Genomic DNA, 19,158 nt, shown 5'->3' on the forward strand with positions numbered 1-19,158 from the left:
TGGGATATGCTTTACTCATGTTGCTCTCTCGGTGCTGTCTACTATCTATTCACAGCGTATACCGAGAGAGCTTTTTTACAATCTGTCCGACTTTTCAAACATCCTCTTAGATAGTGGACTCAAACTAGAAATTTGATTGTAACTAACATCTAGTAGAGTCAAATTAATAAGTGAGGAAAATTGGCTCAAATCCACATTGATTTTATTACGCCAGACAAATAACTTCGTTAAATTAGGTAGACTAGACAACGGACTAAAATCAGTAATCTGATTATGACCGAGTGCCAAGTGACGCAGATTACTTAAACTAGATAATGGACTAATGTCACAAATGTGATTCTTAGTTAACTCTAAGTAAGCCAGATTGGTTAATGTAGACAGTGGATTTATATCGTAAATTTCCTCATTGTATAGCCTCAGTCTGATAAGGCTTGCAAGTTGTTGCTCTGCTTGGTAGCAATCAGAACTAATAACTTCCGCCAACAGTTGCTCAACTGTATGTCTGGCTTTGGGTGAGAGGCTATCTTTGTGTAAACACCAATCTGCAAAGCGGCGAAAGTTCGGACTCTGATTTGGCTGTAGTTCAGACATTGGCTAGTAGCTGGCAAAGAAAATTTAACTAAGGATGCCTAAGTTGGTGTATATCTCAATTAAATTGCCATCGGGATCGCGAAAATGAGCTGTGCGGATTCCCCAGTCTGGACGATCTGTAGGTGGAGCCATAAGAATGCCATTATGATCTTTAAGCCGTTGATAAACTTCATCGACGTTATCGACAGCAAAAATTAAGGATGTTTTATCTTGACTAGCAAAGGATGAAGGCTGATTGATGCTGGGGATGACTTGAGCCATGAATTCTTTTTTGAATACAGCTAGCTGAATAGATCCGGTATTAAACTCGGCATATCCAGTTTCTTCATCACCCCAATCTACTTTCAATCCCAGTAGATCCCGGTAAAACAAAAAAGTCTCTTTATAATTGGATACGAGTAGTCTGAGGTGTGTTAACTGAAGTTTCATAATTCAAGTACGTTAATTTACTAACTATGAATTCTAGGCTCTGAGTGTAATTTTGCTAACAGCTCGCTTTCAACTATTGCGAGTTCATCGAGCCGTTGCATGACAATTTCACGGTCAAAGTAAGTATCGGCTAGTACCCAATAAGTACCGAAATGACGGGCTTCAGATGCCATCAAACCTTTGTAAAACTTGGCTAATTCTGGCTCAGGACAGTGTGTAGCTAATAATCCTAAGCGTTCGTGACTGCGTGCTTCTATTAATCCGGTAACGAGTAAGGAATCTAAAAATCTATCTGGTTCTTGGGGACGAACTTGTGCTTTTAAACCTGCGCCATAAGGTGGTGGTGGTAAGGGTGCGAGGGGTATGTTGCGGCGTTCTAGCCACTGGTTGACGAGTTCAAAATGTTCTAGTTCTTCACGCGCGATCGCAGTTAATTCTCTGACCATTTTCGCATTGGAAGGGTAGCGAAACATAAAATTTAATGCCACCCCCGCAGCTTTACGTTCGCAGTGGGAATGGTCGAGCAAAATTATATCTAAATTAGCGATCGCTTGTTCTACCCAAGCGGAACTGGTAGGTTGTTTGAGGGCGTTGATTTTTGGTAATTCAGTAAGCACAGGATGACAAACTCCAGATATCTCAATGTAGCTGAGATAGCCCAGCACATTGATTTTAATCTGGTCTGGGGCGATTGGGCTAAAGAGTGCGAGTTCCTAGATCCCCGACTTCTTGAAGGATACTGCTGGGGAATGGTGGGTTAAAACCCTCAATGTTGATCTAAACACTTGTCTCGCTTGCCCGAAAGATCGCCCGCAGGCTATAAGCCTGGGGCTAAAGCTACAAAGCCTGCCTCTGCAGGCTCAATTTCTTTAGCCTGCAGAGGCAGGCTTTGTTCGGTTAGCCGCACCCTTCTAGGGTGACGGCGGTTTGTTGGTTAATCGATGGATCAACTACTGCAATTTTTTAGCGATTAACTCAGATAAAGTACTGAATAAATCTGCGGCTGTGTAGGGTTTGGCTAAAAACTCTTGCGCACCAGCTGCTAAAGCTTCGCGACTGTGAGTAGGTAATCCGCTAGTGGCGATGATTTTGAGTTGAGGATTTAATTTTTTGAGGGTACGGATAGCTGTCAATCCATCTAAACTCGGCATCATGATATCGATCAACACTAAATTAATTTCCTGCTGATGCTGGGCGTAAATCGCGATCGCCTCAATACCATCTTTAGCAATCAAGGTTCTATAATTAGCTTGTTCTAGTGATGTTTTGGTGGCTAATTGTATCATTACCTCATCATCGACAATCATCACTAGCTCTTGGTTTCCTTTGGGTATTGTTGTCGATGATACTTGCTCATCGCTCGCTTGTTCTATGGCTGGTAAGTAAACTTTAAATTTTGTACCTTTACCTTCTTGACTGAATACTTGTACAAAACCCCCACTATTTTTGACAATACTAATCACAGTAGAAAGCCCTAATCCTGTGCCTTTACCAGGTTCTTTGGTGGTGAAAAAAGGGTCAAAAATCCGATCCATTAATTCTGGGGGAATACCTGTACCTGTATCGCCAATGGTAATAACCACATAATTTCCCACCTGGGCATTAACATCCATCCGGGTATAAATTTCATCAATAAACTGATTTTCAGCATATATATTGAGAGTTCCACCATTGGGCATCGCATCACGAGCATTGACACAAAGATTCATAAAAATCTGATGCATTTGCGTAGGATGGCCTTTCACCATCCACAAAGTTCTTACAGGAATGTTGGTGGTAATTTCAATAGATTTAGGAAATGTTTGTGTAATAACTTTTGCTACTTCTAAAAGTAAATGTCCAATTTGTAAACAGATGGGTTTACCTTCTGTTCCTCTAGCAAACATGAGTATTTGTTTAACTAAGTCGCTGCCACGTTTAGCACTTTTAGTTAATACTTCCACTAATTCTTGGGTTTTGCTATCAACTGTTTGAATTCTTAATGGTAAAAGTTGAGAAATTGCCAAAATAGGTGTAAATATATTATTGAGGTCATGGGCGATACCGCTAGCTAGAGTTCCCAAACTTTCCAGACGTTGCGCCCGTAAAAATTGCTTTTCTAGACTCTTCTTTTCTGTAATATCAGTGTTGACAATCAGGATTGATTTTGGTTCTCCTGATTCTTCCTGCACCAGAGTCCAACGACTCTCGACGATAATTTTTGTACCTGCTTTGGTACGTTGCTCCAATTCTCCCCGCCAGCAGCCTTTATCTAAAGTAGTTTTCATTGCTGTTGCGAGTTGAGATGCATCATCATTAAATAACTCTTGGGCTGTCTTCTTGATAGCTTCGGCGGCATCAAAGCCATATAAGCGCTCAGATCCTAAGCTCCAAAATAAGATTTTGTTGTGCAGATTGGTGACAAAAATCGCATCTGTAGCAATATCAATTAAGGCTGCTTGTTCGCACATTTTCTCTTCTGCTTGTTTGCGCCCTGTGATATCGGTAATCATGGCTAAACCACCGATATATTCACCATTTTCATCAAACATGGGAGTTCCAGAGACAATCGCCCAAACATCACAACCATTGCGATCGCAAAATTTAAAGTCGTGCTGTTCTTTAATGCCTTGTTGCCGACGTTGCCAATATTGTAAGGCGATCGCTTTTCCCTGTGCATCCATAAATTCAAACAGCGATTTTCCCTGCATTTCCTCGATGGTGTAGCCCAACATCGAGGCCATTTGTTGATTAACTAAGGTTGTTTTCCCCTCCGCATCTACAGCCCATACACCCTCTATAGCAGTTTCCACAATACAGCGATATTTGGCTTCACTTTGGCGCAAGGCAATTTCTGCTTGCTTTTGCTGGGTAATATTGCGCGTGATTGTGAGTACTGACGCGACAGTGCCATTTTGGTCAAATTCTGGCACACAACGACTTTGGTAATATTTCACACCATTGGGGCTGGGAAATCCAAATTCTATTTCCTCTGGCTGTTTTGTGGTAAATACTTTTGTCAGGGTTTGGTTCCATATCGCTAATTGAGCTGCTGGCATTCCTAACTCTTCGTTGGTTTTACCGATAAACTGATGAACAGGTAAACCTGTTTCCGCTTCAATGGCTTGATTCACGTAGAGGTGGCGGAAATGGGAATCAAATCTGGCAATGATATCGGGTGCATTGTCTGCTAGCGCTCGAAATGCTTGTTTTTCTTGAGATAGTTCAGCAGTTCGCTGTGCTACACGGATTTCTAATTCTTCACTGGCTTGACGGAGGGCTGATTCTGCGAGTTTCCGCTCGGTGATGTCATCTACTACTCCCACCATGCGTATTGCTTGCCCATGCAGATTATAATAAAAACTACCACGAGAATTCACCCAGCGAATCTGATTATCTGGAAGAATTATCCGATATTCACATATATAGTTTTGTCGATTGGCGATCGCTTTTTGCATACAACCTTTAATATGCTCCCAATCTTCAGGGTGAACTCGATCCGCCCAATCTTGATAACTGCGGTTTGGGGTTCCTGGTTGATAGCCAAAGATAATCTCATGGTAAGGTGTCCAAATTGTCTCATTCGTCACCATGTCCCAATCCCAAGAGCCAGCGTGAGCAGCCTCTAGGGCTAGTTTTAAACGCTCGTTACTCTGGTACAGTTCTACTTCTAACTGCTGCAATTGCTGACTGACTTGGCCAAGTTCAGTACTTTTGTCGGCAATTTGCTGTTGTAATGTGACAATTACACTCGATACTTCTAAGGGATCGATGGCATTGAGAAAACTGCTTTGAGTGACAATTCCCAAGAGTTCGCCGCGATTGCTTGTTACTACTAATCTGCGGACATAACGTTGCTGCATTTGTTGATAAGCAGCCCACATTGAATCCTCTGGCTTGACAGTAAATAAAGGCGAACTCATGACTGTTATTGCTTGGGTATGGGCTAAATCCAGATTTAAAGCCCGAAATTGCACAATATCTCGCTCGCTCACGATACCTATGGGGTAAAGTAATTCACTGTTGTCTGCTGCTTGGGGTTCGACAATGACGATACAGCTAACCCGATGCTGGTTCATCAATTGAGCTAAATCGAGTACAGAGGCGGTATGAGGTGCATAAATTACCTGAGTCAGCATTACCTCCCGAACTAGGCGCAATTTCAGCAAATTAGCAGGTTGGAGCGCTTGACGCAGGCTGTTGTGAGTGACAATTCCTAGTAATTTTTCCTGCTTATCCACAATCGGAAGATGGCGAATTTGATGCTGACGCATCAGAGATAGGGGAATCGCCGCATTGTAAGCAGCACTGTATTGCAGGGTGATGGCTTGTTGTGTCATCACTTCAGCAACTTTAATATTTGCTAAGTTTACCCCTGTAGCAATTAGTCTGACTACGTCTCTTTCAGTAAAGATACCGCGTAGATTTGCTTGTTCTGTCACTAACACATAATTATTGAGTCCTGAATTGGAAGAACTCAGTGTTGATGTGGACTTTCCATCATCTAAACTACAACTTCTATCTCGCGCCTGACTCATAAAAGCGATCGCATCCATTACAGTAGTATCGGGTGTAACCGTCAAAGGATGGGGATCGATTACCTGTGCGAGAGTCGGTAATGCGAAGATATGGTCATTTTGCATATTATACTCAATAGTTTTTATCTGCGATCGCCAAAAGTCACCATGAAAATGGGTAGAGAAAATTTGTGCTTTGGCAATATTTTTCAGGTGGAATTTTCAAGATTTTAGCCGAGTTTAGTCTAGCTCTGACTTCTTTAATTTTTAGGTTATCTATTCACAAAAATATTTTGTATCGCCATAAAAACATAAATTTATATGTCTATGAATACCTTGCTTGTCAATAGATTACAAGCAGATGCAAAAAGCCAATATTAATTTTTTTTGTTGCAAAAATCACAGACAAAATATTGATACCGCATTTTGCAAATCAATGAGGTATCAACTAGGTAATAAATATCAAAATTATTCTTCCTCATGCCTTGAAAATAGGGAATATAGCACAGGGGCAGAGAGATTTTCATATTTAGTTACGGGATTTTGCCATTGTGAAAACAATTCTTATGCGTTAAGACTTACAACTAACGCACGCTTGATTTTTATAGATTTGAGGATTACTCTTAATTTTTACTAATGATATTTGTCTATTTTTCCCTTGCGTCTGAAAACGCTCAAAATAGGCGCTTTGAAGCTTTTAAGCTTCCATATCACCATCTTAGCTTTAATCGCTTTATTTTAATAGATTGCAAACTGGTAGATCATCCTTATGATATAGAATAAATGCATTATTCTTTTTGCATCTATCTAATGATAGATTTAAGGAATCTTACTTTAGCAAAAGTTGCTGCCCAGATCCCCGACTTTTTCAAAAAGTCGGGGATCTAAATCTCGCTAAAGTCAGCAAAATTCCAGCCTATACATACTAAGCCAAGCTATAGTCGGGATTATATTCAACTAGCTCAATTTCATTACCATCGGGATCGTTGACATAAATTCTATGCTTGGTTTCGGCGGCTGTCATTGTGTAATAATCAATTCCTTTAGCTTCTAGTAATTTTTGCATAGCTTCGCCATCATCAATTACAAAGCCAACATGATTAATACCAATGCTTTCATAAGGTTTATGTACTCGCTCTTGTTGTGAATCGTCATTCAAAGCTAGATAAAATTGGTTATTACCAAAATGCATCCAGCGATCGCCATTGAATACCCCTTCGGCTCTTACATACCAATCTGGGAATAAAGTTTGATAAAAGTTTTTCGTGGCATCGATATCTTTACAAGAAAGGTTGATGTGTTCAAAGCGAATCATGCTCATAATTTTCTCCGATAAATTAGAAAAGTAAGGTTAATAATTATTGTTTTGGCTGTTAAATAAACTTAAATAAATTTCACGCAGAGGCGCAGATAAACAAGAGATTTTAAGCATCATGTTGAAAGTTTAGAGACACTACTCTAAGCCAGTATCTAAAAACATAATGACTAGGCTTTCCATCGCTGGGGTTATTTATTTCGTCACTCTAAATAAATCATAGTCGAAATGATTATGAGTTGCAACTTGTGAAAATAAAAAATCGCAGATGTTTTTACCTGCGATCGCAAAATAGTTATTAGAGACGCGATTAATCGCGTCTGTACAATTGTCATTTGTCCCCCTTGTCCCCTCACCTCCTCACGTGCGCCGATTCACCAGGGTGGCGCTAGCTTGATCTACAGGCATCAGGACTATCTCATTAATATTCACATGGGGCGATCGCGTGACGCAGAAAAATATGACATCTGCTACATCATCAGGAGTTAGGGGCGTAACTCCCTGGTAAACTTTTTTGGCGCGTTCGGTATCGCCATGAAACCGCACATCGCTAAATTCCGTTTCTACCATCCCAGGATCGACGGAAGTGACGCGAATCGGCGTACCTAATAAATCTAGCTTTAAACCTTCAGAAATGGCTCTGACAGCAGCTTTCGTCCCACAATAGACATTACCATTGGGGTAGGTTTGATGTCCGGCTATAGAACCAATATTTACCACATGACCGCGATCGCGTTTTACCATCCCCGGCACTACATAACGGGTAAGGTAAAGTAAGCCCTTAATATTGGTATCAATCATTTCTTCCCAATCGGCAAAGCTACCTTCATGTAACTTGTCTAAACCGCGACTCAATCCTGCATTGTTGATGAGAATGTCAATATCAGCCCAGGCGGGAGGTAGGCTAGAAATCGCAGCTTCTACCGCAGCGCGATCGCGCACATCTAACTGTATTAAATAAACCTCAGTATTAAATTCTTTCTTTAGCGTCTCAGCTAGTTCCTGTAAGCGTTCCAGCCGCCGCGCCGCTAAAATTAATTTTGCGCCTGTATTAGCAAATACTCTGGCACAAGCAGTACCAATACCACTACTTGCGCCAGTGATGAGAATGATTTGATTTTGTAGGGAAATCATTGTTAGTCAAGAGTCAAGAGTCAATTGTCCATTGTCCAATAATTCGGAACTAATGAAAAACTCCACTTATGGATCGGAGTTTTGCGATTGTTAAATTGAAAATAGGGTTGACGGTTGACTGTTGACGGTTGACGGTTGACTGTTGACTCTTAAGAGAGATTTTCTCGTGATTGACTAGCTTGAAAATATTCTATGACAGCAGCTGCGATCGCTTCATTGCCATCTTTGGCTATCGGTTGAGATAGCTTGGGTTGTAATAGAGGTTGACGTAGAAAATCCCAATTACCTTGAAAAAATTCAGTTGGGCTAAGGATTTGATGCTGATTATAATTAGCTAACCCTGCTATTAAAAAAGCGGCTTCTGCAAAATCTTCCCGCGTAACCGTAACAAGCGGTACTTGCAATTTGGTAGCCTCAGCAAAAGTACTGTAACCAGGTTTAGAAACAACTTGCCCGCAAATTGGCATAAAATCTACAGGGCGGTATTTTCGGTCGGTAATCTTCACCAAGTTAGGTAAATCTGGCGCAGATTGATCGAACACAATAAATTGCCAATCGGGGAAATGCTGTAGGTTATCGTAGGGAAATTGTTGTAAACCCAAACCGCCAAAGGTTAGCAGAATTGTTTTTTCTACAGGTGCGGTAATCCGCCAATGCGATCGCAGGTTATCAGCATCATAACGCGGCGAACCACCTGTTAAACCCACATCTATAATATTGGTGAATGCTGACATCGGTTCGTGAAATGGGAGACGATATAAGCGATCGCATTGAGCATAACAATTACTAATCCAATCAGCGATGGCTAAAAACTCTCCTCCCCAATCCCGGTAAATCAAATCCCAGCCAAAGTTACTCACCGACCAACAAGGAATATTTGCTGCTTTAGCGATCGCTGAAGCCAAAAAGGGAATATCCGCTAAAATCAAATGGACAAAATTTTGCCGAATAAAATTAACTTCCCCAGCGATCAAAGAATGTTGATTTTTTTTAATTTCTAATAACTTTTCTAAAGTAGCTGCTCGATCCATCGTCAAGCTATCTGCTTGTACTACACCCAAATCAAAAGCCCGAGGACGATGAATAAAATCGCCGTCAATATAGCAATCAAGTAACCAGTGTGGCGCAGTAGTCACCATAATGAGGAGAACTTCCGGGCACAATTTTTGAATTGTGTCAGCGATTGCGGCCATGCGCGTCGTATGACCAAAACCGTGGTTAGTAATGGCCATGTATAAAATAGGGCGTTCCATCAAAGAGAATGTATCTATAGGCCACAATTAATTTACTGGGTCTGGGAAAATTTAACAACTGACTTTTGATACACGAAGCACAGTAATATAGATCGTAGATGCTGATTACTCGGCATATATGTCCAAGAATAAAATTTGAAATTTAATATAAATTAGTCAAGTTTGAAAAGTATTTTTTGAGGTATGAATGGATGCTATTAGTTACAAGCAAAATGTCATATTATTCGTAGATGACAATTACCAAAAATTAAAATTATTACTGGAATATTTAGAAGAAACAGGATTTAAAGTATTAGTAGCAGACAACGGTATCAACGCTATTAATATAGCAGAGAACGCCTCGCCGGATTTGATTTTATTAGATGTTTTAATGCCAGGAATTGACGGCTTTGAAACTTGCCGACGGTTAAAAAGTAATCCTGTTACGGAAAATATTCCTGTGATTTTCTTAACTGCCCTTGCAGAGCAGGTGGATAAAGTTAAAGGGTTAAATTTAGGCGCAGTAGATTACATTACCAAACCCCTAGATAATGAGGAAGTAATAGCAAGAATTAAAATTCATCTGCGCTTGCAAAATTTGACCAAAAAACTCACAGAACAGAATGAATATTTAGCAGCAGAAATTAACGAACGCAAGCAAGCAGAAGATAAAATCAAAGAACAGGCAGCTTTGTTAGATATCACCACAGATGCCATTATTGTCCAAGATTTAAATAACCAAATTCGCTTTTGGAATCAAGGCTCAGAACATCTGTATGGGTGGACGCAAACAGAAGCGATCGCTAAAAATGCCAACACCCTGCTGTACAAACCAGAAACACTATATCAACTGCAAGAAATCCACAAAAGTTTGGCTAAAAATGACTTGTGGCAAGGTGATTTATATCAAAAAACTAAAACAGGTAAAGAAATCATCGTTTCTAGTCGATGGACAGTTATGCCAGATTTGGCGGGACAGCCAAAATCAATATTAATTGTCAACACTGATATTACCGAGAAAAAACTACTAGAAACCCAGTTTTTACGAGCGCAACGGATGGAAAGTATTGGGACATTAGCTAGCGGAATTGCCCACGATTTAAATAATGCGCTGACACCGATGTTAATGATTGCCCAGCTATTAGAAATTAAGCTAGCAGACGAAAATAGTAAACAATGGCTCGCCATCCTAGAAACCAATATTAAACGGGCAGCCGATTTAGTCAAACATGTGTTGTGTTTTTCTCGCGGATTTGAAGGTAAATTTATCACATTACAGGTAAAAAATATCATTGCCGAAATTGAACAAATTGTTAAACAAACCTTTCCTAAATCTATAGCTGTAAATCTAGATATTCCTCAACAAAGTCTGTGGAATATTTCAGGTGATGCCACACAAATTCATCAAGTATTATTGAACCTGTGTATTAATGCCCGTGATGCCATGCCAGAGGGCGGTTTACTGAAAATTTCGGCGAGAAATATCTGGGTTGATAGTAACTGCGCGCGCATGAATATGGATGCCCAAGTCGGCCCTTATGTGACGATTAGCGTAGCCGATACAGGTAAGGGAATTCCTCAAGAAATAATTGACAGAATTTTTGAACCTTTTTTTACGACAAAAGAAGTCGGACAAGGTACAGGTTTGGGCTTATCTACAGTCATGGGTATTGTCAGAAGCCACAATGGTTTTGTCAAAGTTATGAGTGCAATTGGTAAAGGCACAGAATTCCAAATTTATTTCCAGGCTAGTCAGAACCTAGAAATAGATAATCCCTTAACTAGCTATGATGAATTACCAGCAGGAAATGGCGAATTAATTCTCATTGTTGATGATGAAGAATCAATTCGGGAAATTACGAAAACAGCTTTAGAAAAAAATGGTTACAAAGTTTTAGTCGCTAAAGATGGCATTGAAGCAGTAGCGTTATATACAAAACATCAAAAAGAGATTAGTGTTGTTTTAATCGATATGATGATGCCATCAATGGACGGGCCAATGGCGATTCGGGTACTGCAAAAAATTAATCCCGAAGTCAAAATTGTTGTGGTGAGTGGTTTAACTTCTAATCATGAATTACTGGCAACATTGGATGATAGTATCACCACATTTTTACCCAAACCCTATACATTTCAGGAACTATTCACAAGTTTACAGGTAATATTAAATGCGGAGGCAGGGTCAAAACATTCGCAAAGTAGTATTTAGTGGGCATTGGGCATTGGGCATTGGGCATGGGGCATTGGGCATGGGGCATTGGGCATTGGGAAATTCCTTAATTTTGAATTTTGAATTTTGAATTTTGAATTGGTATTAGTTCCAATCCTGCTCTTCCTTCTTGCCGCGACTTTTGTATATTCCGCCTATATCGTGGATTTGGCGAGTTTTTTCAAATAATTCGGCTTCTGTTAAACCCCAACGTTGCAAAACTTGATCTAAGTCCTGTTGAATCTCTCTAGCTCCGGGAAACCCTTGATAGCGAATTTTCAACCGAGCAAGTTCTGCTAAGTTATAGTCTGTCGCCTCCTGAGCTAGTAGAATATCAATAGTGGGGCGATCGCGGTTTTGCAAAGGATGTTGTTGGTCTTTACCTCCAGATGCTTCAGCCATCGTTAGTCCTACAATTACGAGTCATGAGTTTTCAGTTTAGCCCACAGCCAAGGCCTAGAGAAGTCAAACGTTCATACTGAAGAGGTCACTGTCATAATTACAACTTCTCACCTCACCAATATTCTCTGGCAAAAATTAACGACGGCAACCCCACCCGAAATCTTACGGCTCTCACTACTGTCATTCAACTTTAAATAAAGATACATTGTCATTAAGAAAATACATGAAACTTTAGATAAGGGTGAAGAGTATTTCACCCAAAGTACAAGCAGCAAGGGAGCAAGAACCCGCTATGTTTGAACACTTCACTTCCGAAGCAATTAAAGTAATAATGCTAGCTCAGGAGGAAGCACGTCGCCTGGGACATAACTTTGTAGGAACAGAGCAAATTCTCCTCGGGCTGATGGGAGAAGGAACTGGGGTTGCTGCTAAAGTACTGACCGATTTGGGCGTAAATCTCAAAGATGCACGTCGCGAGGTCGAAAAAATTATTGGTAGGGGTTCTGGTTTTGTACCACCGGAAATTCCTTTTACTCCTAAAGTAAAAAGCCTATTTGAGCAATCATTTAAAGAAGCTCATAGTCTGGGGCACAACTACATTAATACAGAACACTTACTTTTAGGTTTAACTGAAGCAGGCGAAGGTGTAGCCGCCAAAGTATTGCAAAATCTAGGCGTTGACCTAAAAACTATCCGTAGTGCAGTCATCCGTTATTTAGGTGAAAATGCGACTGTATACGCTGCTGGTGGTAGTCAAAAACGCAATCAACCACTGAGTTTGGAAGAATTTGGCAGAAATCTCACCAAACTAGCGCAAGAAGGCAAAATAGACCCAATTGTAGGGCGCGATAAAGAAATTGAACGCACAATTCAAATTCTCGGTCGCCGCAGTAAGAACAATCCCGTATTAATTGGCGAACCGGGAGTTGGTAAAACTGCGATCGCGGAAGGACTGGCGCAACGGATAATTAACCAAGACGTACCCGAAGTATTGCAAGACAAGCAAGTCATCAGCCTCGATATGGGCTTGCTAGTCGCCGGAACTCGCTTCCGGGGTGACTTTGAAGAACGGATCAAGAAAATCGTTGAGGAAATTCGCTCCGTTGGCAATATCATCCTCGTGATTGACGAAATTCACACCTTAGTTGGTGCGGGGGGTACAGAAGGCGGATTAGATGCAGCCAATATCCTTAAACCAGCCTTAGCTAGAGGTGAACTGCAATGTCTTGGTGCAACCACCTTAGATGAGTACCGTAAGCATATTGAGCGCGATGCAGCCTTAGAACGGCGTTTTCAGCCGATTCTGGTCGGCGAACCCACAGTTCAAGAAACCATTGAAATTCTTTACGGCTTGCGGGGAGCATACGAGCAACATCATAAAGTGACAATTTCCGACGCTGCGGTATTAGCAGCTGCACAATTGTCCGACCGCTATATTAGCGATCGCTTTTTGCCAGATAAAGCCATAGACTTGATTGATGAAGCCGGTTCTCGCGTGCGTCTGCGCAACTCCCAGATTTCTACTAACAAAGAACTCAAGCGCGAACTTCTTGGTGTTACCAAAGCCAAAGAAGAAGCAGTTAGACTGCAAGATTTCGACAAAGCTGGAAAGCTGCGGGATCAAGAATTAGAACTCCAAGCCAAACTCAACGGCGATGAAAGTGGTACACCCGCCAAAACACCAGTCGTTGATGAAGAAGACATCGCTCAAATTGTCGCTTCCTGGACTGGCGTACCCGTCAACAAACTCACAGAATCCGAATCTGAGTTACTGTTGCATCTGGAAGATACCCTGCATCAGCGCCTCATCGGTCAAGAACAAGCAGTTACCGCCGTTTCTCGCGCCATTCGTCGCGCTAGAGTCGGCTTAAAGAGTCCTAATCGCCCAATTGCTAGCTTTATCTTCTCCGGCCCTACTGGAGTAGGTAAAACAGAACTAGCCAAAGCCTTAGCAGCTTACTTCTTCGGTTCCGAAGACTCCATGATTCGCCTCGATATGTCCGAATACATGGAAAGCCATACAGTATCCAAGCTCATTGGTTCACCTCCTGGTTACGTAGGCTACGACGAAGGCGGACAACTAACAGAAGCCGTGCGCCGCAAACCCTACACAGTGTTGCTTTTCGACGAAATCGAGAAAGCGCACCCCGATGTATTCAATATGCTGCTGCAACTGTTAGATGACGGTCATCTTACTGATGCCAAAGGTCGAAAAGTAGACTTCAAGAACACCTTAATTATCTTGACATCTAACATCGGTTCCAAGGTAATTGAAAAAGGTGGCGGTGGTTTAGGCTTCGACTTCGACAACCAAGCCGATGCTAGTTACAACCGCATCCGTAACTTGGTAAATGAAGAACTCAAAGCTTACTTCCGTCCAGAGTTCCTCAACCGTCTCGATGACATTATCGTCTTCACCCAACTTTCCAAGGATGAAGTCAAGCAAATTTCTGAGATTCTCCTGCGCGAAGTTGCTGGTCGCTTGACAGAAAAAGGAATTACCTTAGAAGTTACAGACCGCTTCAAGGAACTGGTAGTTCAAGAAGGTTACAACCCCAGCTACGGTGCCAGACCATTACGTCGTGCGATTATGCGCCTGTTGGAAGATTCCCTCGCGGAAGCTTTGCTATCTGGTCAAATCGTCACTGGTGACACAGCCATTGCTGATGTCAACGACGACGGACAGGTACACATCCAAAAATCAGAGCAACGGGAGTTACTGCTGGCAAATGTTGGCTAATGGTAAATTTGCATTGATTTATACCATGTCACTTTTGCGGTAACATATGAGAACCATTCCACATTCCTGCCTGCCGCAGAAGAGCAAGAGAGGAGTATCCTTGATAGAACTGAAGTGAAATGGTAATAGCTCTTTCAAACCCTGGTAGAAATACCAGGGATTTTTTTTGTCTCACGCAGAGGCGCAGCGAAAAGTCTGAGCGGAGGCTTCCTCCGATCAGAACTTTTCAAGACAGAGGCGCAGAGAAGAAGGTGAAGATTAGGAGTTTTGTAATAAGTTTGATGACGAATTACAAATTATTGATGCAGGTTACTAAATCAGATGATTCCTGATAAAAATCTCTCCCAGGTATGTAGATTAACTGGCAGCAGGGTGAAATATTCAATACAAGTGAATATATCTTTAGAGGTTGTTTGATCAAGAGCATTTATTCAAGATAGCCCAATTTCCCAGCAATTACAGGAGAGAATTACATGACTTCTATTACCAACTTAAAAACAATAGTTAAAAGTCAGGTCAAAAATCTCACTTTATTATTAGGCGGTACGGCGGCAATGTCATTGGGTATAAACGCCTCAGCAATGGCAGCAGTCATGTATGATGTCACCGAGTTAGGTAGTCTAGGTGAACCTTTTAGTTATGCCTATGACATTAACGATCGCGGCGAGGTAGTAGGTTATTTCGGCGATTATCTGAATCGTGCCTTTTTATGGAAAAGTAGCACGGGTATTAACGATCTCGGTACTCTCCCCGGAAAGGATAATAGTGTTGCCAATGGTATCAATAATGCAGGTAAAGTGGTAGGTTATTCGGATAATCGCGCTTTTTTATGGAATCGCAACACAGGGATGGTAGATTTGGGTACTCTCCCCAATCAGTCTAGTAGTGAGGCGATCGCTATCAATAATCAAGATTGGGTAGTGGGTAATTCGGGTAATCGCGCTTTTTTATGGAACCGCAATAATGGTATGACTAACCTTGGTACTCTGGGTGGTGGATCGTCCAGTAGTGCGGCTGACATAAATGATGCAGGTCAAGTAGTGGGAAATTCTGATAATCGCGCCTTTTTGTGGAATGAAACTCAAGGTATGCAAAACCTGGGCACGCTGCCAAATAAAGATTTCAGTTCTGCGGCGGCGATTAATAATCTTGGTCAAGTAGTAGGTTATTCAGGTAACATCAATGAATATTACAGGGATCGCGCTTTTTTGTGGAGTGAAAGTACAGGCGCGATCGACCTCGGCGCACTCCCCGGCCGAATTCCTGAATCGCCTGATGACACCGCTAGCTATGCTTATGACATCAATGATGCAGGTCAAGTTGTCGGGGTGGCATCTGTACCCTACAGTACCGCCTTTTTATGGAGTGAGAGTACTGGCATTGTAGATTTAAATACTCTCATTGACCCTAACTCAGAATGGCGGCTAAATGTGGCGACAGCGATTAATAACCAAGGTCAAATTGTCGGATATAGCAGATTTGGTTCATTTGACTATCGCGCCTTTTTATTAACGCCTAAATCACCGCAATCAGTACCAGAACCGATGACCATCGGCGGTAGTATAATTGCGGGGGCGGCTTTATTGTATTTGCGTCGTCGCCAATATGGCCTCAGCCAAGGTTAATTTGACAATTGATCGGTTTTCCAATTAGCTAAATCAGTTAAAGAGCGATCGCGGTATCTGCCGTAACGTTCCTGTTTATTCTTGATTTTTACGCCTAATTCCGGGAAAATACCGAAATTTGGCGGCATTGGTTGGAAGTGTTTCGGGGATGCCGAACTGATAAACTCAAATAATGCCCCCATCATCGTTGTTGGTGGCAGAGTTAAAGTTTCTTTCCCTAAAGCTAATCTAGCGGCGTTAATTCCTGCCAAGCAACCACCAGCAGCCGCCGCCGTGTAGCCTTCAGTCCCAATCAATTGTCCGGCGGCTAATAAAGTCGGACGCTGTTTAAATTGCAGAGTTGGGTGCATTAATTGGGGTGCATTAATAAATGTATTGCGGTGCATCACTCCCAACCGCACAAATTCAGCATTTTCTAAGCCGGGAATTAAGCGGAAGACGCGCTTTTGTTCGCCCCAACGCAGATTAGTTTGGAATCCTACCATATTCCACAGTTGACCGGCTTTGTCTTCTTGGCGCAACTGTACCACAGCATAGGGACGTTCCCCGGTGCGGCTATCAGATAATCCTACTGGCTTTAAGGGGCCGAAACGCATCGTATCCTCACCCCGCAGCGCTTGTTCTTCAATGGGGAGACAAGCTTCAAAGAATTTCGCCGTTTCTCGTTCAAAATCTTTTAATTCTGTTTGTTCCGCCTGCTTGAGTTCTGACCAAAAATGCAGGTATTGCTCTTTATTCATGGGACAGTTGAGATAAGCTGCTTCGCCTTTATCGTAGCGAGAAGCCATAAAAGCAATATCGCGGTTAATCGATTCTCCCACAATAATCGGGCTAGCGGCATCAAAAAAGCTGAGGTATTCCATCCCCGTCAAGCTGCGGATATCTGTTGCTAAGTCGGGACTCGTTAAGGGGCCTGTAGCTAAAACTACAATTCCTTCAGGGATAGCTGGGACTTCACCGCGACGAAATTCAACTAAAGGATGGTGGGATAGAGTTTCGGTTAACTCTTGGCTAAATTGTCCACGATCTACAGCTAAAGCACCACCGGCGGGAACTGCGTGTTCATCGGCTTTAGCTATGACAATGGAATTGAGTTGCCGCAGTTCTTCATGTAATAATCCAGTAGCGCGATCGCTCGCCATTGCACCAAAGGAATTACTACAGACTAATTCTGCCAGATGTTCTGTATGATGGGCAGGGCTAAAGCGTTTCGGCCGCATTTCGTGCAAAATCACCGGTACTCCGGCTTGGGCTATTTGCCATGCTGCTTCTGTTCCAGCTAGTCCACCTCCAATTACTTGTATCGGTTGTTGAGTCATAGTTACAATGTCGATTCCTAAATTATTAAATCCGCTTTGCTGGGATTATTTATATATAGTAATGATAAATGATTTAGGACTTAGGCACACTCTACGAATTCGTGGATGATGAAAAATAAGTACCGTTTTGCATAAGTTCATCAATTTTTAAACGCAAAGGAACGCGGAGGTTGGCGCAAAGTTTCGCAGAGTATTTCACAAGCCAATTCGCTATGAATTAATAAAATTGTGTATTAAGTTTTTAACCTATATTCTGCTTTAATATTTTGTACTTCTTGTCTCAGTCCCTCAGCATGGAATAAGCCAACATAACCTCTAAATTGACAATTACCATCGCTATTATAAACAGAAACATGGGGAATTTGAGCAAGATTATCTCGCATTCTTAATTTTCCAATGCCATCTGCAAACGGGAAACTCTCTGTGAGTTTATCAATATTTCCAAAGTAATTATCCCAAGTATTGTCCAATTTTGGATTTGTCTTTTTTGCTGATTCTGTAGTTTTAAGTGAAGTGATTGTCATTCCCGAAACTTTCTTTAAACGCTCAATAACAAGATTTAATATTTTCTCCTCATCTCCTAACATATTATCTACAATGATTTTTGCCGTTTGAGAACATTTCCAATAATTAACATGACCATCTGCTGCACCTGATGCGATCGCGGCGAGGGAAAAAGCTTGATTAATGCCTGGATTTATATTACTAGCGGTTTCAACAGCAGCAGAATTAGCTACAGTACGTACAGTTTTTTCTAAATCATTGGCTAATGTTGATATAAATTTGTCTTGAACTAATAAATTACATGAATCACTTAGCTTTAAGCTAGAGCTTATAGGATAGGCAATTAGGTCAGAAGAATGAATGATATTTGTCCATCTGATAGGTTGTTTATAAAATAACCGCGCAAAATTATTAACCTGTTCAGGGGTAACATCAAAAATCATATTGAATAAAAGAATAGGTGACCCCATCGTAGTAATACTTTTGAGGTTAACTTTTTCAAGTATTAGTGAGCGAATTTTAAATGCAGCATCGTTAGAAGAAAATTTATCAGAAAACAAAATATCCCATAAAATTACTGTACCCATAGAATGAGCAATAATGTGAATCTCTTGTTCTTCGGGGTGAGCTAAAATAAAATCTTCTAAATTTCCAAAAATAGACTCGCGGATTTTCGCGCCACGTTCCGTGTTTAGGTAAGTGAAAGCATCTCCGACAAAATCAGAGATAAATTCTCGCCTGATTTCTTGCCCACGAAATATATCTTGAAGATTAATATTTGGGTTTTGTTGCTTCTGCTGTTGTAAATCTCTATCTATACAATTCCAGATTTTATCCTTTTTATTGAGAACATCGGCATAAAACCCAGAATGGAAATATGGTAGCTCTTGACTGCGCTGTAATAATTCATCTTTAATGAGATGTTTTAAAGGCTGGGCAAATTTAACTTTTGATTCAGCAACGCCATGAATAAAAAATACTAACATTTGGCATGATGAGAAATAACAGCGCTTCCAATTTAATTTATGCGTTTATAAATCGCCAATGTGAAAACAACTTAAATCAAGTAGTACCCAAACCCGAAGTTATAAAACTTGATAGTCAAAAAGTTATTACAGTCAATTTGATGAACTTTTGAAAATGCAAATGATAAAATGCAATG

Annotated in this window: 13 protein-coding genes; 3 read left to right on the top strand and 10 right to left on the bottom strand. The window is 41.2% G+C overall.

What is annotated here, in order from left to right:
• Positions 1-75: 75 nt before the first annotated feature.
• From H6G08_RS28700 to H6G08_RS28730, 7 genes are all read right to left on the bottom strand, one after another.
• Entirely contained in the window at positions 76-591 is a 516-nt protein-coding gene (locus H6G08_RS28700) for a leucine-rich repeat domain-containing protein (RefSeq protein ID WP_190549315.1), read from the bottom strand.
• Positions 592-615: 24 nt separating this feature from the next.
• Complete coding sequence (locus H6G08_RS28705) at positions 616-1,020, bottom strand: VOC family protein (RefSeq protein ID WP_190549317.1); 405 nt, start codon at positions 1,018-1,020, stop codon at positions 616-618.
• 20 nt (positions 1,021-1,040) lie between these two features.
• Complete coding sequence (locus tag H6G08_RS28710; RefSeq protein WP_190549319.1) at positions 1,041-1,637, bottom strand: MiaE family protein; 597 nt, start codon at positions 1,635-1,637, stop codon at positions 1,041-1,043.
• Between the two features lie 333 nt (positions 1,638-1,970).
• On the bottom strand, positions 1,971-5,642 hold the full coding sequence (locus H6G08_RS28715) for a PAS domain S-box protein (protein WP_190549321.1): 3,672 nt from the start codon (positions 5,640-5,642) through the stop codon (positions 1,971-1,973).
• A 799-nt stretch (positions 5,643-6,441) separates the two neighbouring features.
• The gene (locus H6G08_RS28720; RefSeq protein WP_190549323.1) at positions 6,442-6,837 is read right to left on the bottom strand and encodes a VOC family protein; all 396 of its coding nucleotides are present in this window, start codon (positions 6,835-6,837) and stop codon (positions 6,442-6,444) included.
• A gap of 354 nt (positions 6,838-7,191) precedes the next feature.
• Positions 7,192-7,965, bottom strand: a complete 774-nt coding sequence (locus H6G08_RS28725; protein WP_190549325.1) for an SDR family oxidoreductase — start codon at positions 7,963-7,965, stop codon at positions 7,192-7,194.
• A 149-nt stretch (positions 7,966-8,114) separates the two neighbouring features.
• Positions 8,115-9,218 carry a glycosyltransferase family protein gene (locus tag H6G08_RS28730; protein ID WP_190549327.1) on the bottom strand — a complete coding sequence of 368 codons (1,104 nt, stop codon included), beginning with the start codon at positions 9,216-9,218 and terminating at the stop codon, positions 8,115-8,117.
• 187 nt (positions 9,219-9,405) lie between these two features.
• Between H6G08_RS28730 and H6G08_RS28735 the strand changes: the two genes are divergently transcribed.
• Complete coding sequence (locus H6G08_RS28735; RefSeq protein WP_190549329.1) at positions 9,406-11,406, top strand: ATP-binding response regulator; 2,001 nt, start codon at positions 9,406-9,408, stop codon at positions 11,404-11,406.
• A 105-nt stretch (positions 11,407-11,511) separates the two neighbouring features.
• Here the strand turns inward: H6G08_RS28735 and H6G08_RS28740 are convergent, their stop codons facing one another.
• Positions 11,512-11,808, bottom strand: a complete 297-nt coding sequence (locus H6G08_RS28740; RefSeq protein ID WP_190549331.1) for a DUF3288 family protein — start codon at positions 11,806-11,808, stop codon at positions 11,512-11,514.
• Positions 11,809-12,100: 292 nt separating this feature from the next.
• On the opposite strand from H6G08_RS28740, the gene H6G08_RS28745 reads away from it, so the two are divergent.
• Positions 12,101-14,548, top strand: coding sequence for an ATP-dependent Clp protease ATP-binding subunit (locus H6G08_RS28745; RefSeq protein WP_190549333.1), 2,448 nt, complete (start codon positions 12,101-12,103; stop codon positions 14,546-14,548).
• Between the two features lie 473 nt (positions 14,549-15,021).
• Entirely contained in the window at positions 15,022-16,173 is a 1,152-nt protein-coding gene (locus tag H6G08_RS28750) for a DUF3466 family protein (protein ID WP_190549335.1), read from the top strand.
• On the opposite strand, the gene trmFO is transcribed toward H6G08_RS28750, so the two are convergent.
• Both trmFO and H6G08_RS28760 read right to left on the bottom strand, forming a co-directional pair.
• On the bottom strand, positions 16,170-17,492 hold the full coding sequence (gene trmFO, locus H6G08_RS28755; protein ID WP_190549337.1) for an FADH(2)-oxidizing methylenetetrahydrofolate--tRNA-(uracil(54)-C(5))-methyltransferase TrmFO: 1,323 nt from the start codon (positions 17,490-17,492) through the stop codon (positions 16,170-16,172). The two genes, H6G08_RS28750 and trmFO, sit on opposite strands and share 4 nt — an antisense overlap.
• 233 nt (positions 17,493-17,725) lie before the next feature.
• Positions 17,726-18,982 carry a hypothetical protein gene (locus H6G08_RS28760; protein WP_190549339.1) on the bottom strand — a complete coding sequence of 419 codons (1,257 nt, stop codon included), beginning with the start codon at positions 18,980-18,982 and terminating at the stop codon, positions 17,726-17,728.
• Positions 18,983-19,158: the final 176 nt, after the last annotated feature.

This window comes from Calothrix anomala FACHB-343 (genome assembly GCF_014696435.1).
GTDB lineage: Bacteria > Cyanobacteriota > Cyanobacteriia > Cyanobacteriales > Nostocaceae > Aulosira > Aulosira anomala_A.